Genomic DNA, 23,367 nt, shown 5'->3' on the forward strand with positions numbered 1-23,367 from the left:
CCAATGCCCTGAGTGCAATAGCTGCATATTGTTTCTTCCCGAAGAAACCGTCTATCTCTTTGGAATTTGTCGCTGACAAGCAACTGACGTTGTTCTGATTACTTATGTCGAACTCACGTTATTTAGTACTATTAGTTTTCATGTCAGTTACTATTGCAAAGTAAGTCAATTCACCACCGACCCAGCCCCATTATTCATGCCAAATACTATAAAAATCATTGCTTCGCAGTGTAAACGACAACTTTTTTTCAAAAAAAACCAATCCAATTTGTAACTAATCGTAGTTTTATTACGTCTTATAATCAGAAAACCAATCAAAAAACTTCAAATAACCATGATTAATGTAAAGATGCTTATCGCAGCATGCGTCACCGTCCTTTCGGCCACCGGTTCACATGCCTCCACAGAGACCGTATTGAAAACGACTGTTGACCCTGTCACACTCATACTCGACGGACGGAAAGTCGACGGCGGATGGGGGCTGATACCCGGTCCGAAGCCCGATGTGCTTGACACGACAGCGAAAAACATCACTTTTGCCACCGACACCGACACTCTCAACATCACACTCGACGAATGGCAGTCAAAAGATTTCATAATCCTGACAGCCAAAGGCGACACCGCACGTGTAAGGGTCAACCGCACAGCCGCCAACCCCTACGAAAATCCCGACCCGGCACTCCTCAAAAAAGCTCCGTCCGGGCTTCTCAGCCGGAAGCAGGCCGAATTTGACATCAACGCGCTCGTTTATAGCCTGAGCCAGATACACCCCGACATTTTCTCGTCATGCAGACAGGCCGACTTTTTCCGCGCCGTCAATAAGGCCATAGCATCCCTTCCTGACTCGGTCAGCGTCATGGAACTCTACAGAAGGGCCGCCCCGATAGTGGCGATGATAGGCGACGGCCATACCAACCTGACATTCCCTTACAGCAAGGTGTTCACAAAGGAGCTCAAACGAATGCCGGTGTGGGTCGACGTGCTCAGTGACAAATCAATCATCTGCCGCTCGAGCCTTGACTCCATAATCCCGCGTGGAGCAAAAATCCTTAGTATCAACGGCCACACCAACACCGAAATGATTGATGCGATGATCCCGTTTGTGGCCGGCGAACGCGAACACTTCAAACTCTCGCGCGTCGACAGTTCCTTCCCCGCCCTGCTCCATATGCTCTTTCCGGCCGACACGTTTGAAATAAGCTATCTGCCCGAAGGTGCAAAGAAACCGCTGTCAGTCACATATCAGGCCATATCGTTTGACGAGGCAAAAAGACGAAGCCCGGCTCTGCCCAAGTCTGACTCGACTGACCCTTATTCATTCACTATTGACAGAAAGCGCAATGTCGCCGTCATGGACTTCCGTGAATTCAGCGATGTCGAGCGTATGGAAAGTTTTGCCGACTCGATGTTCAAGGCGCTGCGCGACAACAAAATCGGCAACCTCATCATCGACCTGCGTAAAAACGGCGGAGGCAACAGCTCGGTAGGCGACGTACTGCTCCGCTACATCACTCCCGAACCATATATGCAGATGGACAAGGCGCTCGTCAAAATAACCCCGCTCACAAAGAAACTCATGAAAGCCCCCGACATCGCTCCGACGTTCATGTTTTGGGAATCAACTCCCGACCAATACATCCGTCCACGCACAGCCGACGAGGGCCACTATGACGGCAACGTCTATCTCCTGACCTCCAACAAGACATTCTCGTCGGCAGGCTCTTTTGCATGGGCCTTCAAGGAGTGTGGCATGGGCAAGGTCATCGGTGAGGAGACAGGCGGCATGAACGTCTGCTTCGGCGACGTGCTCAGATACCGTCTTCCGGTGTCACGCCTGCAATGCTCTGTCTCGTTCAAGCGCTTCTGGCAGTTCCGTGCCGACGAAAACGACATCCACGGCACTCTCCCCGACATCGCCGTCCCGGCCGCAAAAGCTATGGATACGGCGCTTGAACTGATAAGAAAGTCAAAATAACCTGCATTTGCCGTCATCAGACAAGAGGCTGATTAGACCCGACCGGCATAAACAAACAGATCCGCCTGCTTCAGACTTGAAGCAGGCGGTTTTATTTGTTCGTATCATTCACAGGGCAAACGGACTAAGAGTCTGTTCTTGAAAAGTCCGTAAGTTCCGATAAATTTTTTGTATTAGAAATGATAGTAGAAACCAAACATCAGGTTGTTGCTGTTGAGGTCAAGACCCCAGTTTTCAGGCGCGCCATTGTTCTTGGCAGGACGGTTGCCACCCTGATATCCGAGGAAACCGACATGGGCTACAAGACTGAATTTCTCGCTGAGATTGAGAGCGACACCGGGACGGAATCCGATTCCATATTCAACAGCTGTGTGTCCGTGGGCACGGCCGATGCCGAAATCAACGCCACCGTCGACAAACAAATCCACTCGCTCTGAGCTGAAATAAGTATAGCGGGCATAAGGATTAACCTTGAAAACAGTCTTTTCCTCGCCACCTGACTTCCTGTAAGAAGCGCCGAGTATAGCACCAAGAGCAAAGTTATCTGTCACGTTATAACCGAGTTCCGGAAGAACTGTCACCTGAGTACTCTTAACACCACTGGCCGACTCAGTTGTCCTGCCAAATGTAACCTGACCTCCTGCATACCAACTCTGAGCTGAAGCACCTAATGTCATAATGGCCATGACTGCCATAAGTAAAAACTTCTTCATAACAATGTTTTTTACGTTATAGAATATTGATGATTAATAAAATAGCATTTATAGTAGAAACATGAAAAAGCCCTCATGCCGGAGTTGATAGCAAATCATTGACAATCACTTTTTCATCTATTAAACACTTCTTTCATAAAAAAGGTTGAATCCCTCCTCGAAAAACAGGTCTCCGCAGGGCTAATTTCCCGCAGGTTTACGGCATGATTACTTTCTCACGAAAAAAACTTAACTTTGCAGCAACATTAAGACAACATCGACCATGCACACTGATACCGAGACACAAAACGATACATATAATAATATATGTGATTGCGAGACGCTCCACGACCGTTTTGACCGCGAGCATCTCTGGCATCCATACACATCTACAATCAATCCCCTCCCGACCTACAAAGTAGAATCGGCCGACGGTGTGCGCATCCGTCTCGCCGACGGCCGGGAGCTTATCGACGGAATGTCGTCGTGGTGGTGCGTGATACATGGCTATAACCATCCTGAAATAAACGAGGCCATCCAACGCCAGCTCGGGAAAATGAGCCATGTGATGTTCGGAGGCCTCACCCACTCTCCGGCCATCGAGCTCGGGAAGCTTCTCCTTGAAATGGCTCCTCCCTCAATGCACAATATCTTCTATGCCGACTCCGGCTCTGTTGCCGTCGAAGTGGCAATGAAGATGGCTGTGCAGGCAGCAGTCTCCAAGTCAGGAGACCATAGGAAAACAAACTTCGTCACAATCCGCAGCGGTTACCACGGCGACACATGGAACGCCATGAGCGTCTGCGACCCTGTGACCGGGATGCACGGCGCATTCGGGACTGCACTTCCGATCAGATATTTCGCACCTGCCCCCGAAGTGACATTCGACGGCCACTGGAATCCGGCCGACATCGAACCTCTCGCCCGTATAATCAATGAACACAAGGATGAGCTCGCAGCCCTGATTCTCGAGCCGATAGTACAGGGTGCAGGCGGTATGCGCTTCTATCACCCGCAATACCTCCGCGAAGCCCGACGGCTCTGCGACGAGGCCGGCATATATCTGATTTTCGATGAAATCGCTACCGGATTCTGGCGCACCGGAAAATGCTTTGCTTGGGAACATGCCGGAGTAGAACCCGACATTATGTGCATCGGCAAAGGACTCACCGCCGGCTACATGACAATGAGCGCCGTCCTGACCACCCGCGATGTCGCCGACACAATCTCTCGTGGCGAGGCCGGAGTAATGATGCACGGCCCTACGTTCATGGCCAATCCGCTTGCATGCGCCGTAGCTGTAGCGTCGCTCAGGCTGCTCCGTGAGCAGAACATGAAGCAACGCGTCGCACATATCGAAGCCGTCATCCGCCGCCACATAGCAGCCGCGGCTCTCGTCAAAGGGGTCAGAGACATCCGCGTACTCGGCTCAATCGGCGTAATCGAAATGGAAGAACCGGTCGACGTAGGCGAATTCCAGAAACGATGCGTGGAACGTGGCATCTGGGTGCGCCCATTCGGACGCAACGTCTACATCATGCCACCATATATAATTTCCGACAGGGATCTGAAATATCTTATTGAAAAAATGATCGAGTGCATCAAGTGAACACTTACTCCGACATACTCTCGCGCCTCCGCGCCGAGGGCAACTTCCGCACCATCCCCGCCGAACTGCCCGACGAAGGATTAGTCACGGACCTGTCGTCGAACGACTATCTCGGACTCGGCGCTGACCCGACTTTGCAGGACGATTTCTTCAGCTCGGCCTGCAACCGCCGGATTCCGATGACATCATCGGCCTCGCGTCTTCTCAGCGGACGCCAGAGAGAATACGACGACCTTGAAAATTTCCTCGCGGAACTTTACGGGCGTCCATGCCTGCTTTTCAACAGCGGTTACCACGCGAACACCGGCATGATACAGGCGCTTGCGGCCGGCGACACCCTCATTGTGGCCGACAAGCTTGTCCATGCAAGCATAATCGACGGCATCACGCTGTCAAAATCAGCCTTTACCCGATTCCGTCACAACGACACGTCACATCTCGAAAAAATTCTCGCCAAGGAAGCTTCCTCTCATGAAAGAGTGCTGATTATCGTTGAGAGCGTCTACAGTATGGACGGCGACCGTGCCGACATCGACACCATTGTGAGGCTGAAAGATAAATGGCCGAACGCACTGCTCTATGTCGACGAGGCCCATGCTTTCGGTGTAGAAGGCCCGAATGGACTTGGCCTCTGCCGAGGAAACGAGAATTTCGACAAAATCGATATCATCGTGGGGACTTTCGGCAAGGCCGCCGCATCGGCCGGGGCGTTCTGCGCGGTCTCCCCTACCCTACGCGACTACCTCATCAACCGTGCGCGAAGTCTGATATTCTCGACATCCCTGCCGCCGATGACTGTCGCATGGACACATTATATGATAGAGACATTCCTCACGATGGACGAACAGCGCCGTCACCTCAAAGCACTCGGAGAGCGGCTGCGTCAGCATCTTCAGCCACTGTCGCCCGGGTTTCCAATCATCGCAAGCCACATCCAGCCTTTCGTCACCGGCTCTGCCGAAAAAGCCGTATCCCTCTCGAAAAAACTGCTTGCCGAAGGCTTCAAGGTGCTACCCATACGCACGCCGACCGTTCCTCCCGGGACGGAAAGACTGCGCATAAGCCTAAGCAGCGCAATGACCCTCGACACTATCGACCGCTTTGGCGAAACACTCGCAAAACTGATTTCATCATGAAATTCCACGTATTCCCCGCCAAGGGTGACACAAATCCTGACCGCGCCCTGCTGATTTTCGCCGGCTGGGGCATGGACGAAAAGCCATTCAGCCGCCTGCAGCTCCCCGGCTATCACCTGATAGTGGTCTGGGATTACCGCGACAGCAGCTTCCCAGCCCCTCTTGACCGCATGATGGAAACCTTTGGTGAAATCGCCGTCATCGCATGGTCGTTCGGAGTCCCTGCAGCCACAGACTTTCTGCTGTCACATCAATCGCTCCCCGTCACGGCACGAATAGCCGTCAACGGAACTATGCACCCTGTCGATGATACCAAGGGAATCCCCGAAGAGATATTCCGTGGGACACTTGAAGGACTCGATGAAAAATCCCTGTCGAAGTTTTATCTGCGCATGTGTGGATCGGGAGCGGCTATGCGACTGTTTTCCGAAACTCTCCCCGACCGCAGCCCGTCAGAATTGCGCGAGGAACTAACCGCCATCGCAAACCGCCCCACTGTTGCTCCACAGGGATTATGGGAGCGGGCAATCATAAGTTCGGCCGACCGGATTATTCCTCCGGCCAACCAGATGCAGGCTTGGAGCGACGAGGCTATCGAGACAATCAGCATAGAGGGCGCACATCTGCCCGACTTCAACCGTATATTCAAATGCTTCCTTACCGAGAAAGGTCTTGTCGCCGAGAAATTCACTCGCGCCGAGACCACCTACGACGACAATGCCATCGTCCAGCGTGAAATTGCCGGACGTCTGTGCAAGCTCGCATCCGAAGCACTGAATGAAATAGCGGGCAGCGCTCAACGCCCTATGGATGTCCTTGAAATCGGATGCGGGACAGGACTTACCACACGCATGCTATGCCATGCGACCGGTCTTGACAGAATTGAAGTATGGGATCTGCATATTCCCTTCTCGATTCAGGAATCGATGCCTGAAATCAGGCTGTCGGCACGCGAGTGTGATGCCGAGAGTGAAATCCGCAGACTTCCTGCCGAAAGTCTCGACATGATTTTCTCCGCCTCCACAATGCAATGGTTCAACTCACCGAAGACCTTCATGGGCGAATGTGCCCGCGTACTCCGCAAAGGCGGTCATGCAGTCATCTCGACATTCGGACCGGGGACAATGGCCGAGATAGGCAGCCTGCTCGACAGCAGACGGCACTACCCGGGAGCGGACGCTCTACGACGCATGATACCGAAAGGATGCACTGTGACAGACCTGAGCACCGAGACACGCACTATCTTGTTTCCGACACCGGCCGAAGCAATGCGCCACGTAAAACTAACGGGGGTCAACGCTCTTAGCAGTAAACACGGCAGCCTATCCGCACGCACAATACTCACATCCTATCCACTCACCCCTTCGGGAGAAGCACCGGTCACATACGAACCGGTCTACATTGTATTCAAAAAAATATAACCACCTTATTATATATAGAAGACATGGGTCAGGCATATTTCATCTCAGGAATCGATACCGACGCAGGTAAGAGCTACGTCACCGGCTATATCGCATCGCGCCTCATGAAAGAAGGCAAGCGTGTGGCAACTCAGAAATTCATACAGACCGGCAACACCGGTTTTTCGGAAGACATCGACCTCCACCGCAAAATAATGGGCATCGATCCGCTACCTGAAGATATCGACCACACCACAGCTCCGATAATCTTCTCCTATCCGGCATCAGCACAGCTCGCCGCCCGGATGGATGAACGTGAAATCGACCTCGACATCATCGACCGGTCGACCAGCACACTCTGCGAACGCTACGACATCGTGCTCGTCGAAGGCGCAGGCGGCCTGATGGTTCCCATCACCGACGATTTTTTCACCATCGACTATGTGGAGTCACGCAAACTTCCGATAATATTAGTGACCAACGGCGTTCTCGGCTCAATCAACCATACCATACTGTCGCTTGAAGCTATAAAATCACGAGGAATAACACTCGCCGCAGTAGTCTATAACGAACACTTCGACAACGACCGCATCATCGGTGCGGACACACAGGCTTTCCTCCGCCGCTACGTCGGCCGCCACTTCCCTTCGGCCCGCTTCGCCACCATACCCACTTTGGATTAAAACACTTTTTAAACACGCTCTAACACTATTTGAAACCATTTATTAGGCGATTTCAACAATAATAAGTAACTTTGCGTCTTAAAACGAATATTCCAATGGACATCAATTCTTTTAGCATCTCAATATCAAAAGAGCAGCTGTCGGGATTGCCGACGGTAGAATTTGCAGGCTCTATAACGGTGCTTGAAAATATGCCCGATGCCTTGGAAGCCCTCCGCTATCTCAACACATGCAAGGCGGTCGGATTCGACACCGAGACCAAGCCGAATTTCCGAAAAGGCCAGACCAACACGGTCTCGCTGATTCAGATTTCCACTCTTGACCATTCATTCCTGTTCCGTCTCAACAAACTCGGCTTCTTCCCGGAGCTGCGCGAGTTCATGGAATCCGACAAAGTCACCAAGGTCGGACTTTCGCTGCGCGATGATTTCCATGTGCTTCACCGCATAGCCAGCTTCGAACCGGCCGGATTCATCGACCTCCAAAACGTGGTCAAGTCATTCCATATCGCCGACTCAAGCCTGCAAAAGATATATGGAATAATTTTCAACGGACGCATATCGAAAAGCCAACGCCTGAGCAACTGGGAAGCTGCCCAGCTGAGTCAGGGCCAAAAAATCTACGCGTCAATCGACGCTTGGGCATGCCTGCGAATCTACAGGCATCTAATGGACGGCTGTTTCGATCCTGCGGAATCGGCCTACATACATCACGCCACGGAAGAAACAGGCATCGAACAATAGCCCGGCTCTACCGTAGAGGCATAAGGCCTTCAGACATTTCACTTAATACTTGACACTTCATAATTAAAGCTTTAAACTTAACCTAAAAACCATGAAACTGCGACGTTCTACAGTCATTCCGTCCATCCTCCTGATTTATCTCGGAGTGATGAGCTACATAGGTTATTCCGAATTCCAGCAAGGAAACTATCTTTACTACTTCGGCGTTATCGGCGTCACATTGTTTATCATTGTCATCCTGCATATCTTTCTGAAAAAACGGGAACGCCTGCAGGAAAACGATTCACGCCGGGCGTAGACACCGTAAAATCTACACAGTATCAACCAAACATGCAAATCAGAACCCCAAGAGAAATCACTGAAGCAGCCGCAGCTGTCGGCGCAGCAAAAGCAAAACTTACAGTCAACAACCCCTCGCGCCTTCTGCTCGCATCGTGTCTTGCCGGAGTATATATCGCTCTTGGCGGAATCCTCTCACTTATTGTCGGATACGGTTTTCCGGAAATGACATCGGCCAATCCGGCCGTACAGAAACTTCTGAGCGGTTGCATGTTTCCAATCGGCCTCATCTTGGTCGTCGTCCTCGGCGCAGAACTGTTCACAGGCAATAATGCGCTCCTCATACCGTCCTATGCAAAAGGCAGCCACAGCTTCGGGCTTGTCATACGCAACTGGGTCATGGTATATTTCGGAAATTTCATCGGGGCTATAGCTTTCACATATATAATGGTCTATGCCTGCGGACTCACCGCGTCGTCCCCCTACCATGAAGCCATCATGAACATCGCCAAAGCGAAAGTGTCGATGACATGGCTGACGGTATTCATCAAAGGAATCGGCGCAAACTGGTGTGTGTGTCTTGCAGTATGGCTCGCCCTTTCAGGAAAGACCTTTTTTGAGAAGGCGCTCGGGTGCTGGCTGCCTGTGATGGCGTTTGTGGTCCTCGGCTACGAACACTCGATAGCCAATATGTTCTTTATTCCCCTCGGCATGATGGAAGGTGCTGACGTAGGCATCATGGAGGCAATAACAGCCAACCTCATCCCTGCCACACTCGGCAACATTGCCGGAGGGGCTCTTCTGGTCGGTGCTGTCAACGCCTATATACACGAAATCAGGAAAAACTGACACCCCGGGTCAAATGCTATAATATAACTATAACTAGGTATATACTATACAGGCATATAAAAAACAACAACGCATGGCGGCGATTTCACATCGTTGCCATGCGTTGTCTTTATGTATGATTTTACTGTTGGCTGTAAGTAGATTGCAGCAGTCTGCAACCTACGATTTCTTATTCCTCAGATTCAGTGTTGCGCTCAATATCGAAAGCGTAGGTTAAATCATGTAAGAGCGCGATAAAAAAACATTATCTACTATTAGTAAAAACAGATGATCGATCATCAGACATATTTTTCATAGCGTTATTCAGAGGTTTTACTCTGCAAAGTTATGAAATATAAGTGACGATAGCTGTGACAAATGTCACAATCATCAGCAGAAGCAGTCTGAGATAGTGTTTTTTTATTTTATCTTCTGACTACGAAAACGATAAAGCTGACGGCGTGAGATGTTAAGATAGGAAGCCAGATCTCCGATTGACACAAAATCAAAAATACGTGGGAAACGGCTGATAAGATTAGCGTAGCGTTGCTCAGGAGTGAAACGGTATGTATCCAGAACATGGTCGTATGCCTGTCCGAACAACACCTCCAGAAATTTCGCCTTGAGCTCAGGCTGTCCGTCAAGTATATCACGCACGTATGAAGCCGGGATAACCATCGCCTCCGAATCCTCAAGGGCAATGATATCGGTGGGCATCTTCACTCCTGACAAAGCACTCAGGTAATTGGCGAGTACAGCATCTTCAAAAACGAAGCCCACCGCCTTGACATTACCGTTATTGTCGGTCAGCGAGTGCTTGAAACCACCCGAGATAATCCAACCTACACGCTGCAACACTTCACCTGCATGCACGAAATATTCGCCACGCTTAAAAAGTATCCTTTCACCACGCGTCTCGCATAATTCTTTCCAGAATGAAAAATCAAGCGCTTTTTCAAAAGCATTGAACTGTGACATCTAATGATTATTAAGTAACAAATTCAAAATTAAACAATCCAAAAGCATAGGGGTAACTTCCCGATAAAATAGTCCATACGCCGTTTTGTCCGCAGACAGTCCGGACGGATATGAATAATTCTGAAGAGTTACTCAATTCAGAGGGCGTTTAATAACACCCTCTTATATAGGACAACAGATTCCTGTCTTTACTCCTAACCGGCATTACATAATCATAGTGCCGGGGGAATGAAAAATCAAGAATCCGTTGTCATTGTACGTTATGTCAAAGCCGATTATTCCATGAGCTTGCGGTAGCGACGGCGAGTGGGCTCTTTGCCATCGTTGTGGGCACGCTTATAGTCTTCGTAGTCCGAGTATGAACCTTCGAAGAAGACCACATTGCCGTCGCCCTCGAACGAAAGGATGTGTGTACAGATACGGTCAAGGAACCAACGGTCGTGGCTAACGACAACAGCACATCCGGCGAAATCGTCAAGACCTTCTTCAAGAGCGCGAAGAGTGTTCACGTCGATATCGTTGGTAGGTTCGTCGAGCAGAAGCACATTGCCTTCCTCCTTGAGCGCCATAGCAAGATGGAGTCGGTTGCGCTCGCCACCTGAAAGCACCGCAATCTTTTTCTCCTGATCAGCGCCGGTAAAGTTGAAGCGCGAGAGATAGGCGCGCGCATTAACGTCGCGACCACCCATGCGGAAGCTTTCAACACCCTGTGAAATCACTTCATATACGCTCTTTTCGGGGAGGAGGTCATGGTGAGTCTGGTCGACATATGCAATCTTGACAGTCTCGCCTACGTCAAACGTACCGGCATCGGGAGTCTCCTGCCCCATGATGAGACGGAAAAGTGTGGTCTTACCCGCACCGTTCGGGCCGATAACACCGACAATACCGCCCTGCGGGAGCGAAAAGCTGAGGTCCTTGAAAAGCTGCTTCTTTCCGAAAGCCTTCGAGAAGCCCTGAACGTCGATGACCTTGCTGCCGAGACGCGGACCGTTGGGGATGAAGATTTCAAGACGCTCTTCCTTCTCCTTCTGGTCCTCGTTGAGAAGACGGTCGTAGCTCGAAAGACGGGCCTTGCCTTTGGCCTGACGGGCTTTGGGAGCCATGCGCACCCATTCAAGCTCGCGTTCGAGGGTCTTGCGACGCTTCGAGGCCTGTTTCTCTTCCTGAGCCATGCGCTTGGTCTTCTGGTCGAGCCATGAAGAGTAATTACCCTTCCAAGGTATACCCTCGCCACGGTCAAGCTCAAGAATCCATCCGGCCACATGATCGAGGAAGTAACGGTCGTGGGTGATGGCGATGACTGTTCCGGGATACTGCTGGAGATGCTGTTCGAGCCAGTCGATCGACTCGGCGTCAAGGTGGTTGGTAGGCTCGTCGAGAAGCAGGATGTCAGGCTGCTGGAGAAGCAGGCGACAAAGAGCCACACGGCGGCGTTCACCACCCGAAAGAGTGGTCACGCTCTGGTCGTCGGGGGGACACTGGAGAGCGTCCATGGCGCGTTCGAGCTTCGAATCGATATTCCATGCATCGGCAGCGTCAAGCTTGTCCTGAAGTTCGGCCTGACGTGCAAGCAGGGCATCCATCTTGTCGGGGTCTTCAAGCACATCGGGATCGCAGAACGATTCGTTGACCTTGTCGAACTCGGCAAGAAGATCCATGATCGGCTGCACTCCCTCGCGGACAACCTCGATGACAGTCTTCGAAGGATCGAGCTGAGGGTCCTGTTCGAGATAGCCCACTGAATAGCCGGGCGAGAAAACCACTTCGCCCTGATAGCTCTTGTCGAGTCCGGCGATGATTTTCAGAAGCGATGACTTACCTGAACCGTTGAGACCGATGATACCGATCTTAGCACCATAGAAAAACGACAGGTAAATGTTTTTCAACACCTGTTTCTGCGGAGGGTAGGTCTTTGAGACACCCACCATCGAGAATATTACTTTTTTATCGTCAGCCATATAACTGTATTTATATTATTTTTTTAATTATGATATTCAACCAATACGGACTGGAATTTACATGCGGTTCATTGGAGTTCGGGATGAATTTAGTAATTTTGCGCCCCGAAAAATCACAAGACCAATCCATAAATAGAGTTTCTAATAGTTTCTAACAGATATAGTAGTTATGCAACGTGGATTAATTGCTCTTGCCATAGGCACTTTTGCCCTTGGTATTGCCGAATTCGGAATGATGGGCATACTCGGTGACGTAAGCCGAAGTGTCAACGTCAGCGTCGTTGAAGGCGGCCACCTGATTTCGGCCTATTCACTCGGAGTCGCCATAGGCGCACCAATGCTCATATTCCTTCGCAAAATGCCTTTGAAAAGGCTTCTGCTACTGCTTGCGGTCATCATCACCGCCGGCAACACAATGGCCGCACTCTCAAACGGATTCCCGATGCTGCTCTGCGCCCGTTTCCTATCAGGACTGCCCCACGGGGCATTTTTTGGCGCAGGAGCTATAGTGTGCTCGCGGCTCGCATCGCCGGGACACGGCGCACAGGCTGTCGCCGTGATGGTCGGAGGAATGACCGTGGCCAACGTGGCCGGAGTGCCTGCGGCTACTCTTGTCAGCAATCTTTTCAACTGGCGCATCGCTTTCGCAATGGTCGCTCTGTTCGGAGGACTGGCCCTCATAGGCATCCGCGCTTGGATTCCGAAGCTTGAACCTCTGCCTGACTCCGGCATGAAAGGCCAGTTCCGCTTTCTCAGGAGTGCAGCTCCCTGGCTGATCTACGCTGGTGTCTTTTTCGGACAGGCCAGCGTGTATTGCTGGTTCAGCTACGTTGACCCTATAATGACCAAAGTGACCGGATTCACCGGTTCTGACATGACATGGGTCATGATGCTCGCAGGCATCGGCATGGTCACCGGAAACGCCATAGCCGGCAAACTTGCCGACCGTTTCGGAGTGGCGCGCGTATGCGGCACTCTCGCAGCCTCCATGCTCGCAGTCATGCCTATGCTCTATCTGTTTGCCGACGAAAAGCCGGCATCACTCGTGCTGATGTTCCTTGCGACCGGGGCACTCTTCGGCATCGGCGGTCCGCTGCAATATCTCATAGTCCGTTTCGCCAAAGGAGGCGAAATGCTCGGAGGAGCAGGCATCCAGATTGCATTCAATGTGTCGAATGCCGTCAGCGCCGCCCTCGGAGGGATGGCTATCCACCACGGTTTCGGGCTGGCCTCTCCGGCGCTGGTCGGCGTGCCGTTTGCGGCCGTCGGCGCGGCAGCCCTGTTTATATTGCGCGGCAAATACAAGACTCAAGGCGCATAAGTGCCCTGACACCTACGCGGCATGCGCGCCCGTCACTTACGGCTCTTTGGAGCGTATTTGACGGGATAGTCGCAGCGTGTCTTGCCGGCAATTATATTATTGAGCTTTCCCTTGATAAGCTGCTTGCGTATCATCGAGATATGGTCGATGTAAAGCATTCCTTCGAGGTGGTCGCACTCATGCTGGACGATGCGCGCGAGAAAACCTGTGATGACTTCTTCGTGGGACTCGAAATTCTCATCGACCCATTTGAGCCTGATATTTTCCACACGGGGAACTCTTTCAGACAGACCGGGCAAGCTCAGGCAGCCTTCGTCGCGGACCACAGTCTCTCCGTCAAGAATCTCGATTTCAGGATTTATGAGAGTCAGTTTCCGACCCGCACATTCAGGGAAACTATCCTTGACGGGATCGGCATCTATGACCACGATTCTGTCGGAAAGGCCAATCTGAGGAGCGGCAAGCCCGACACCTTCGCTATCATACATGGTCTCATACATTTTTTCGACAAGTTCTTTAAGACCGTTGTAGTCTGACGAGACCGGAGCTGCAATCTTGCGGAGCACCGGATGACCGTATAAGTATACTGGTAAACGCATTTCGTATTCGGAATGATTTTTTTATAAGTTCTATATTTCACACTGCCTCCACACCAAGGCTCACCTCATCATGTCACGGCTTTCGAGATAACCGTTAAGAATTATGACCGCGGCCATGCGGTCGATCGCAGCTTTGTCGCGGCGGTCGCTTTTCTTCACGCCGGAATCAATCATGGCGCGATGTGCGAGAGTCGAGGTGAAGCGCTCGTCGAAAAATTTGATTTCAATATCGGGAAGTTCCTTTTTAAGCCTGTTGATGGCCGGAGTTATGTAGCGCATCGACTCCGATGGCTGCCCGTCGAGCGTCTTGGGGAGGCCGACTATTATTTCATCGACCCGTTCTCGGGTCACATATGATTTCACATAAGGTATAAGCTGTGCGGATGGCACAGTATCGAGCGCCGTGGCTACTATCTGCAACACATCAGTCACAGCAAGTCCGCAGCGCTTACGTCCGTAGTCTATAGCGAGCAATCGTCCCATTTTCAACTGCAAAGATACGAAAAATTCCTCATATTATTTTTTATGTGTAAATTTGCGATATAAAATTTAGCAGTAATCATCATCACCACATTAACAATATCATGAAAATATTTACCAAGGCGACAATCATTGCCATAATCTGCAATTTTATCGTAACCGACACAACGTCCGCACAAAAACGGAATCATGAGTTGCGACGTACCGACAAGGAATTTTTCACCACTCCCGATGCCACCCGCATAGGCGATCAGGTGCTCGCCTACCAGCGCGTCACAGGCGGATGGCCCAAAAACATAGATATGTGCCGGCCACACACCCCCGAGGAACTGGCCGAAATCAAGGCTCAACATGACCGCCGTAACGACTCGACAACCGACAATAACGCCACGACAACCCAGATGACCTTCCTCGCACGGCTCTATCAGGCCACCGGCGATGTCCGTTACCGCGACGCCTTCCTCGCAGGAGTGGAATATCTCCTCTCGGGCCAATATCCCAATGGCGGATGGCCTCAGTTCTGGCCCGATCCGCAAGGCTATCAGATTCATATCACGTTCAATGACGGCGCTATGGCCAATACCCTCACACTCTTACGCGACATTTTCGAGCAACACGAGCCATATGGTGGAAATCTGACAGACGAGGCGCTGCGCAGCCGTCTGCGGACTGCCTTCAACAAAGGAATCGACTGCATACTCGCCACGCAGATACGGGTAGACGGACATCCGACCGTATGGTGTCAGCAACATGACCGCGAGAACTATGCGCCCGCCCCGGCGCGTTCCTACGAACTGCCGTCGTTCTGCTCAGCCGAAAGCTCGCAGATTGTCAGCCTGCTCATGCAGCTCCCCGACCCTGACAAAAGAGTCAAGGAAGCGGTTCACGGCGCTATGGCATGGTTCGAAGCCAACAAACTCATGGGACACCGGCTTGAGCGCACAGGCAGTCCGAAATCTCCCGAATCCGACACGCGCCTTGTGGCCGATCCGGCAGCCGGCCCACTGTGGGGACGCTTCTACGACCTCGAAAACTGCGAAATCTATGTCTGCGACCGCGACGGCATTCCCCGCAAATCGCTCGAAGAAATCGGCCACGAACGCCGCAACGGCTACAGCTGGTATAATGACAATCCGCTTTCGCTCTATCCCGTCTACGACAAGTGGGCCGACCGCTATGACCCGGACGGAAAAGTCAGAATCGACATGTCGCTTGCCAAGAAATCAGAGCACCGTAGAAACAAACGCCGTTGACAATCCGTTTACGCGCAGTCTCCCTTCAAGTTTCCGCTTAAATTCTTGATTGTTAAGTGAATTTTTCGTAAGTTTGCACTAATATCACAACACAATATCATACTTACTCATTCTTAACCTCAAAATTCACCAACCACACACAATGAACCATCAGACATTTTTAGCATTAGCTTGTATCGCCTTAGGGGCAAACGGTCTGTCAGGTGCGGAAAAACTGACATCTCCCGACGGAGACATATCGCTGACATTCGAACTGCGCGACGGACGTCCCACTTATTTTGTCGACTTCAAAGGCAAGGAAGTGATTGCCCCCTCCGGACTCGGATTTGACCTTTTCAGTGAATCAGGCCGAAACAGCTTTGACCAGCAGGGTAAGAAAGCAGCTGCCGACGCTCTGTCGCTGAAAGACGGATTCGAACTCGTCAACACCACCCGCGACAGTGTCGATGAAAACTGGGAACCTGTCTGGGGCGAAGAGACTCTCATCCGTAACAATTACAACGAGATGTCAGTCACTCTGCGCCAACCTGCCTTCGACCGCACGATGGTGGTAAGATTCAGGGTATATGACGACGGTATCGGTTTCCGTTATGAATTTCCCGGACAGCCCAACCTCAACTATTTTGTCATAGCAGAGGAGGATACGGAGTTTGCCATGACCGGCGACCACACCGCCTACTGGATTCCCGGCGACTACGACACTCAGGAATACAATTACACAAAATCACGTCTGAGCGAAATCCGCGGTCTGTTTCCCTCAAAAATCAATCCTGACAACGCCTCGACCACCCCGTTCTCCCCGACAGGTGTGCAGACAGCACTCCAGCTGAAAACAGACGACGGCATATATCTCAACATACATGAGGCCGGGACTATCGACTACCCGACCATGCACCTCAACCTCAACGACACAACCATGACTTTCCACTCATGGCTGACACCCGACAATCAGGGGCGGAAAGGCTACATGCAGACCCCGACCACAACCCCTTGGCGCTCGGTAATCATCACCGATGATGCACGCGACATCCTTGCCTCACGCCTCATCTACAACCTCAACGACCCGACCAAGTATGAGGATACATCTTGGATCAAGCCGGTGAAATATATCGGTGTGTGGTGGGAGATGATCACCGGGGCAGGCTCTTGGAACTACACCGACGACGTATATTCAGTGAAACTCGGCGAGACAGACTACACAAAGACTAAGCCCAACGGACGACACAGCGCCAACACCGAAAAGGTGAAACGCTACATCGACTTCGCGGCTGAACACGGTTTTGACCAAGTGCTCGTCGAAGGCTGGAACGAAGGCTGGGAAGACTGGTTCGGACAATCGAAAGACTACGTGTTTGACTTCGTGACCCCCTATCCCGACTTTGATCTGAAAGGTCTCAACGAGTATGCTCATTCAAAAGGCGTGAAGCTCATGATGCACCACGAGACTTCCGGCTCGGTCCGCAACTACGAACGCCACATGGAAAAAGCCTATCAGCTCATGAACGACTACGGTTATAATGCTGTGAAGAGCGGCTATGTCGGCAACATGATTCCACGCGGAGAGTATCATTATTCACAGTGGCTCAACAACCACTACCTGCATGCCGTGAAGGAAGCTGCAAAACACAAAATCATGGTCAACGCCCATGAGGCAAGCCGTCCGACCGGTCTCGCCCGCACATATCCCAACCTTATCGGCAACGAGAGCGCACGCGGAACAGAGTATCAGGCAATGGGAGGCAACGACAAGACCCATACTTCGATTCTTCCGTTCACCCGTCTGCAAGGCGGTCCGATGGACTACACTCCCGGCATATTCGAATTCGACCTTTCTACCTTCACCCCTGGCAACAATTCCAAAATCGCATCAACCATTCCCGGACAGCTCGCGCTCTACGTCACCATGTACAGCCCGCTCCAGATGGCTGCCGACCTTCCCGAACATTATGAAAAGCATCTCGATGCCTTCCAGTTCATCAAAGATGTCCCCGTCGAGTGGGAACGCTCGGTCTATCTCGAAGCCGAACCGATGGACTATGTGACAGTTGCGCGCAAGGACAAGAATTCCGACGAATGGTATGTCGGCTCTACCGCCGGCACTGCCGACCGCAAGAGCGACATCTCACTCTCCTTCCTCGATCCGGGCAGGAAATATGAAGCTACCATCTATGCCGAAGCTCCGGATGCCAACACAGTCGACGGCCAGACCCGATACACAATCACCAGAAAGACCGTGACTTCGAAATCAAAGTTAAGCATCCACGAGCTTGCCGGAGGAGGCTATGCGATTTCAATCAAACCTCTTTCATAAGATGAAGCCCCACCCTTCTCACTATAATTTATTTATGAATCCAATATAGTCAAAATAGCCTGCATCAATGACCACCGGACAAGACAGATGACAATCCGGCCGTCACGGATGCGGGCTAATTTTTCTTTTACTCTCCAACCTCATCGCTTACCGAGTTTAAAATCATCACTTAAAAACGACATCAGTAACGAAATAATGCAAACTATTACAATCTTAGTAACTATAATTTAACCATAACTAATCAACTGCAAAATGCGAAAATCTTTACTTATCCTTTCGTTTGTTGGCTTGATAGGAAGCTCAGTAGACGCACGCACACTTACACCGGCCGAGGCTCTCGCAAGGGCACTCGACAACGGTAAAACGTCAGCATCCCACCGCGCTCCACTACGCAAGTCTCCGATCCTGACCGTAGGCGAACAGAATTCGCCTTCGCTCTATGTATTCGACCAAGGCAGCGAAGGCTACCTCGTAGTCTCGGCCGACGACGTAGCCGCTCCAGTGCTCGGCTACAGCACTACGGGCACTATCGACCCCGACAACATGCCTGACAACCTGCGATGGTGGCTGAGCCAGTATAAAGCCGAAATCGAAGCCGCTACAAAAAACGGCACACCGGCCTATTCTCAATACAGCGGCAACGACCGTGCCCCTATCAAACCTCTTTTGAAGACCCTTTGGGATCAGGGCGAACCCTACAACAACGACTGTCCGCAATTAGCAGGCAACTACACCGTGACCGGCTGCGTGGCCACCGCAATGGCTCAGGTCATGAAATATCATGAATGGCCTGCATCATTCAACGCAGACTTCTCATACACATGGACTACAGCGCAAAGCAACCTCGTCTGGAAAGAAGACAACGTCACTTTCGACTGGGCAAATATGCTTGATGTCTACAACCGCGGACAATATAACAACACTCAGGCAGCCGCAGTGGCGAAACTGATGAAAGCATGCGGCTACTCGGTCAATATGAACTATGACATCCCGCAACGCGGAGGTTCAGGAGCACCGTCAATCACAATCCCTCTCGCCCTTGTCAACACATTCGGCTATGACAAAGACGCTCACATCGAGTTCCGCTCTTTCTACGGCCTTGACGAATGGGAGACAATCATCTATGACAACCTTAAGGAATGTGGCCCGGTAATCTATTCAGGCGCGAACGGAAGCGGAGCAGGCCACTGCTTCGTCTGCGACGGTTACCAGTCTGACGGATACTTCCACTTCAACTGGGGATGGAGCGGCATGAGCGACGGTTATTTCCGTCTCACAGCCCTCGACCCGTCGTCGCAGGGCATCGGCGGCAGCACTGACGGCTATAACATCGGTCAGGACATCGTGGTAGGCATCAGAAAGCCATTGTCCAATTCCAATAACAGCTACATAGTCTGCGAAGGTCAGTTCAGCGCAGAGGTATCTACAGATAACGTGCTTAAAATCAACGGTCCGTTCTATAATTTCTCGCCTGTTGAATTTATCGGACAGATTGGCCTCCGCATAGATGACAGCAACGGCAATGCCATTGATGAATTATTCCTCCCGCTTGACACCATCAGTCCTTATTCCGGCTACAGCGGATTTTCCGTACAGCTTTCATTACCGAAAGGCGACTATCGTCTGTATCCCGTCTACAAGCCATACAACGGCTTTTCGGAAATCATCGCCACTCATGCCGACCATCCGGGCTACATACTCCTACACAGCAACGGTGTAGCCATTACAGCTGAAGTTCCCGAAGTCGGAGTATACTCAGTCGAAAATCTTAAATTTGAAACGCCTCTCTATCAGGGATATGGATTCACGGTTACAGGCAACGCTCTGTGGACCGGACCTCTGAGCGTCTCACAAACCATTTTCGGCGTACTGCTCTCAGGCACTACATCAGACACGACAGTGGCCATCGGTGAAGAAATGGCTCAGGAATTCTCCGCCAACAGCGTCGCAAGCCCGTTTGAATATCAGACTACATGGACGCAGACAATCCCCGAATTCTCGACAGGCATTCCGGAAGGCTCTTACTATTTCGCCATGGCTATTATCGATAACAACAGTCCCAACGGAATCAAGCTGATTTGCGAACCACAGCAAGTGACCATGCAGCCCAATCCCGGCACATCCGTGATTTCGAGCCCCATCTGGAGTATCGAGAACGCCACTGCCGTCATCCCCGACAATATCAAGGTATCTATGGTCGTAGCGTGCAGCTCAGGATATTTCTTCAACCGGATTCCCGTCTATGTACTCGGTCCGATACTCCCCGGAGTCACTTCCTACTCACCCGCGATATTCTACTCCGACCGCATCTCTCTTTCAGCCGGAGAGAAAAAGATTGTCGATTTCACAATCCAGATGCCCAACGCTCTTCCCGGAGAGAAATATCAGGCATTCCTTGTAAATCCCGTCAACAACAATGAACTATCAGGCAACCGCATCAATTTCACAATCAGCAACCAGACAGGCATTTCCGACATCCTGACCGACGCACCGTGCGGAGTGAGCGCGAGTCCCAACCCCGCCCATGACCATACAGTCATCACTGCCGGAAGCGAGATCACACGCATCGACATTGCGTCACTCTCAGGCAGCTATGTCTCTCTCCCGATTGAAATCAACGGTTCAAGCGCCCGTATCGATGTGACCGGACTTACCCCCGGACTTTATATCGCCCGCGTGGCAACAGCCGGCGGTGTCGAATCTGTCAAGATAATCAAGAAATAACATGTCAGGACAGTCATTCATTCCGGCAATCATCTTACTAACCACAGCCGTAGGTTGTTCCACCTCTAAAACCGGCATGTCCGTGTCTCCGTCGGAAGGAGGCACGGCCGTCGGGTGGAACCACAGGCATGAGGTGGAAAAAACCGACACCACGACGACGATACTCCTCCCGGGACAAAGCAATCCGGGGGGAATACGTGGCGGAGGACAGTCGGCAGAAATACCGAAAGTCAGAATCTATAAGACCAACGGCAACTATGCCGACAATGTTCCCGTGACGCTCGACGCATCACGCACCAAGCTCCTGTCGTTTCCCGCGCCGTCCGATCTGCGTGGAAGTGCCCCAGTAAAACTCGACAACGGCTTTCTGCTTGACCGTCGTGGAGTAGGACCGGCAACCGCCTTCACTCGTTGGACCTACAAGGAATACTCCGCCCTTCCCGCCACACCCGGGACAAAGGAAATAATGGACAACCTCATTCCCGGAGCGGCTGTAACGGAGCTATATGAGATGCCGTTCACAATCGGCACTCCGGATGCCGCCGAGCGATGCAACGAACTCATCAAAGAAGGTCTGCCGGGCTGCACACCCTTGCTTCAGGGTGTGGAGCTAAAATAGAAGCCGGATAACCTCCATAAAAAAATCACGGACAGCATCAACCGCTGTCCGTGATTTTTCATGTATATTCTATTGATTTTCAATAATGGAACGACGAGCCGCCGAGGAATTCACGAAGCAGAGAGGTAGGCGGAATAAGCGTCGACGGAATCGGTGAGAAATAGCCCAGAAACTTGCGCAGGCGATAAGCCTCGGCATATTCCGGCACATCGCGCGGAACACTTCTCAACACCTTGTCGGCTTCATCGCGCATGACCCCAAGTTCAAACAGCAGCGACGAGTTGAACATCGAATCTGCATTTTCCTGATAAGGGAAAATCCACTTCTCCTCACCACGGCGTACACTCGGCCAGCGGCGTATAGTCTCAAGGGCATTCGTCCCGCGATATTTGTAATCCCTGATAATCCGTCGCAACAGACGGTTGTCGGTGGTCGAAACCCAATTGTGGTCATCGATGGCAAGGGTTGTCAGAGCCGAGACATAAATCCGGTATTTCATCGCCGGGTCGACATCGCGTGTCAACTCGGGATTAAGGCCGTGGATGCCTTCTATGAGCAATATGGAAGTCGAATCGAGTTTTATAATCTCCTTGCGGTATTCTCTCTCGCCACGCTCAAAATTGTAGTAGGGCAACTCTACAGCCTCCCCTTTTATCAGTTTATTGAGATGTTCATTGAACAGCTCAAGGTCAAGGGCGAAAAGCGACTCATAGTCATACTCGCCACTCTCATCGAGCGGAGTATGGTGACGGTCAACGAAATAATTGTCAAGCGAAATCATCACCGGCTTCAACAGATTGGTCAGCAACTGGACTGCCAGACGTTTGGTAAATGTGGTCTTGCCTGATGACGACGGCCCGGCGATAAGCACCACCCTCGCACCGCCTTGATGATACCGCTCGGTAATCTTATCGGCAATAGCGCCGATATATTTCGTGTGGAGAGCTTCAGCCACATTTATCATCATCGCCCTGCCGTTGCCTGCGGCAACTTCATTCACATCACCGGCATCGCAAATGCCTATGATATGGTTGAATTCGAGATAATCCGTAAACGCCCTGTAGAGCTTAGGCTGAGAGAGAGGGATGGTCGGACGGGAAGGATCGGCCAGATCCGGCCCGAGCAGCAGCAGTCCCTCCTCGTAGGGAACAATGTCGAAAACCCCGAGCATACCGGTCCTCGGCACGAGATTGCCGTTGTAGGTGTCACAAATGCCGTCGAGACGATAATAGACCGTATAAAGTTCATTGAGAGTCTCAAGCAACTTGACTTTCTCATGAAGCCCCTGTCCCCTCATAATCTCGATGACATCCTTGGTGAGACGCTCCTTGCGCTCAAATGGAAGGTCGCGCTCGACAAGAGCACGCATGCCCTCCTTTAGACGGACACAGACCTCACGGTCAACATCAATTCCTTTCAACCGGCAGTAATAGCCGCGCGAAACTGAATGACTTATGACAAGCCTTACACCCGGATAAAGGGAAGCCACCGTGCGATAGAGCATCATACACAGCGAACGTATGTAGCAACGATGCCCCGAAGGAGAGTCAACCGGCAGGAATTCAACCATCTTTGGCGTGAAAACAGGAAACGAAAGGTCTACGGCCTTGTTGTTGACACGCGCGCAGACCGGCACAAAGGGTATCCGCGTTCTGACCTCTTCGTATATATCACTTAAAGTCATTCCTCCGTTGACAGGCAGATATTCGCCGATATTGGCGCAGTAAACTTTCAGCTGATTACTCATGATGCGATGAATTTATTTTCCTCAAAGTT

18 protein-coding genes and 2 pseudogenes are annotated in these 23,367 nt (G+C 51.4%); 14 read left to right on the forward strand and 6 right to left on the reverse strand.

The features are described 5' to 3' along the window. Both QZ311_RS06915 and QZ311_RS06920 read left to right on the forward strand, forming a co-directional pair. Positions 1-98 (forward strand): annotated as a pseudogene (locus QZ311_RS06915) (IS982 family transposase); the annotation flags it as partial. 236 nt (positions 99-334) lie between these two features. Then, positions 335-1,975 (forward strand): S41 family peptidase, encoded by a 1,641-nt coding sequence (locus QZ311_RS06920; protein ID WP_297065875.1) that lies wholly within the window; start codon positions 335-337, stop codon positions 1,973-1,975. A 173-nt stretch (positions 1,976-2,148) separates the two neighbouring features. Here the strand turns inward: QZ311_RS06920 and QZ311_RS06925 are convergent, their stop codons facing one another. After that, the gene (locus QZ311_RS06925; RefSeq protein WP_123613851.1) at positions 2,149-2,688 is read right to left on the reverse strand and encodes an outer membrane beta-barrel protein; all 540 of its coding nucleotides are present in this window, start codon (positions 2,686-2,688) and stop codon (positions 2,149-2,151) included. Positions 2,689-3,019: 331 nt separating this feature from the next. Between QZ311_RS06925 and bioA the strand changes: the two are divergent. From bioA to QZ311_RS06960, 7 genes and pseudogenes are all read left to right on the forward strand, one after another. Next, positions 3,020-4,276, forward strand: a pseudogene (gene bioA / locus QZ311_RS06930) (adenosylmethionine--8-amino-7-oxononanoate transaminase); the annotation flags it as partial. Then, positions 4,273-5,412: an 8-amino-7-oxononanoate synthase gene (locus QZ311_RS06935; RefSeq protein ID WP_297065879.1), complete on the forward strand. Its 1,140-nt coding sequence runs from the start codon at positions 4,273-4,275 to the stop codon at positions 5,410-5,412. The pseudogene bioA and the gene QZ311_RS06935, both read left to right, overlap by 4 nt. Beyond that, positions 5,409-6,833 carry a pimeloyl-ACP methyl esterase BioG family protein gene (locus QZ311_RS06940; RefSeq protein WP_297065882.1) on the forward strand — a complete coding sequence of 475 codons (1,425 nt, stop codon included), beginning with the start codon at positions 5,409-5,411 and terminating at the stop codon, positions 6,831-6,833. Before QZ311_RS06935 ends, QZ311_RS06940 begins: the two co-directional genes overlap by 4 nt. Positions 6,834-6,856: 23 nt before the next feature. Continuing rightward, positions 6,857-7,495, forward strand: a complete 639-nt coding sequence (bioD, locus tag QZ311_RS06945; RefSeq protein ID WP_297065884.1) for a dethiobiotin synthase — start codon at positions 6,857-6,859, stop codon at positions 7,493-7,495. Positions 7,496-7,590: 95 nt separating this feature from the next. After that, the gene (locus tag QZ311_RS06950) at positions 7,591-8,238 is read left to right on the forward strand and encodes a 3'-5' exonuclease (RefSeq protein WP_297065888.1); all 648 of its coding nucleotides are present in this window, start codon (positions 7,591-7,593) and stop codon (positions 8,236-8,238) included. Between the two features lie 91 nt (positions 8,239-8,329). Continuing rightward, on the forward strand, positions 8,330-8,536 hold the full coding sequence (locus QZ311_RS06955) for a hypothetical protein (protein ID WP_297065891.1): 207 nt from the start codon (positions 8,330-8,332) through the stop codon (positions 8,534-8,536). 32 nt (positions 8,537-8,568) lie between these two features. Next, positions 8,569-9,366 (forward strand): formate/nitrite transporter family protein, encoded by a 798-nt coding sequence (locus QZ311_RS06960; RefSeq protein WP_297065893.1) that lies wholly within the window; start codon positions 8,569-8,571, stop codon positions 9,364-9,366. 399 nt (positions 9,367-9,765) lie between these two features. On the opposite strand, the gene QZ311_RS06965 is transcribed toward QZ311_RS06960, so the two are convergent. Together QZ311_RS06965 and ettA are read right to left on the reverse strand one after the other, a co-directional pair. Further along, the gene (locus QZ311_RS06965; RefSeq protein ID WP_297065895.1) at positions 9,766-10,323 is read right to left on the reverse strand and encodes a Crp/Fnr family transcriptional regulator; all 558 of its coding nucleotides are present in this window, start codon (positions 10,321-10,323) and stop codon (positions 9,766-9,768) included. Between the two features lie 275 nt (positions 10,324-10,598). Next, on the reverse strand, positions 10,599-12,284 hold the full coding sequence (gene ettA, locus QZ311_RS06970) for an energy-dependent translational throttle protein EttA (protein ID WP_297065898.1): 1,686 nt from the start codon (positions 12,282-12,284) through the stop codon (positions 10,599-10,601). A gap of 169 nt (positions 12,285-12,453) precedes the next feature. On the opposite strand from ettA, the gene QZ311_RS06975 reads away from it, so the two are divergent. Then, a complete protein-coding gene (locus QZ311_RS06975; protein ID WP_297065901.1) occupies positions 12,454-13,605 on the forward strand; it encodes an MFS transporter in 1,152 nt (383 codons plus the stop codon). Positions 13,606-13,637: 32 nt separating this feature from the next. On the opposite strand, the gene def is transcribed toward QZ311_RS06975, so the two are convergent. Continuing rightward, positions 13,638-14,204, reverse strand: coding sequence for a peptide deformylase (gene def / locus QZ311_RS06980; RefSeq protein WP_297065905.1), 567 nt, complete (start codon positions 14,202-14,204; stop codon positions 13,638-13,640). Between the two features lie 60 nt (positions 14,205-14,264). Continuing rightward, positions 14,265-14,687 carry a Holliday junction resolvase RuvX gene (gene ruvX, locus QZ311_RS06985; protein ID WP_297065907.1) on the reverse strand — a complete coding sequence of 141 codons (423 nt, stop codon included), beginning with the start codon at positions 14,685-14,687 and terminating at the stop codon, positions 14,265-14,267. Between the two features lie 101 nt (positions 14,688-14,788). On the opposite strand from ruvX, the gene pelA reads away from it, so the two are divergent. From pelA to QZ311_RS07005, 4 genes are all read left to right on the forward strand, one after another. Then, positions 14,789-15,937, forward strand: a complete 1,149-nt coding sequence (gene pelA / locus QZ311_RS06990) for a pectate lyase (protein ID WP_297065910.1) — start codon at positions 14,789-14,791, stop codon at positions 15,935-15,937. A gap of 142 nt (positions 15,938-16,079) precedes the next feature. After that, entirely contained in the window at positions 16,080-18,248 is a 2,169-nt protein-coding gene (locus tag QZ311_RS06995) for a glycoside hydrolase family 97 protein (protein WP_297065913.1), read from the forward strand. A 252-nt stretch (positions 18,249-18,500) separates the two neighbouring features. Then, positions 18,501-20,972, forward strand: coding sequence for a thiol protease/hemagglutinin PrtT (locus QZ311_RS07000; protein WP_297065916.1), 2,472 nt, complete (start codon positions 18,501-18,503; stop codon positions 20,970-20,972). A gap of 1 nt (position 20,973) precedes the next feature. Further along, the gene (locus QZ311_RS07005; protein ID WP_297065919.1) at positions 20,974-21,591 is read left to right on the forward strand and encodes a hypothetical protein; all 618 of its coding nucleotides are present in this window, start codon (positions 20,974-20,976) and stop codon (positions 21,589-21,591) included. 79 nt (positions 21,592-21,670) lie between these two features. Here the strand turns inward: QZ311_RS07005 and QZ311_RS07010 are convergent, their stop codons facing one another. Continuing rightward, entirely contained in the window at positions 21,671-23,338 is a 1,668-nt protein-coding gene (locus QZ311_RS07010; protein WP_297065921.1) for a nucleoside kinase, read from the reverse strand. Positions 23,339-23,367: the final 29 nt, after the last annotated feature.

It is taken from the genome of uncultured Duncaniella sp. (genome assembly GCF_910578445.1).
Classification (GTDB): Bacteria; Bacteroidota; Bacteroidia; order Bacteroidales; family Muribaculaceae; genus Duncaniella.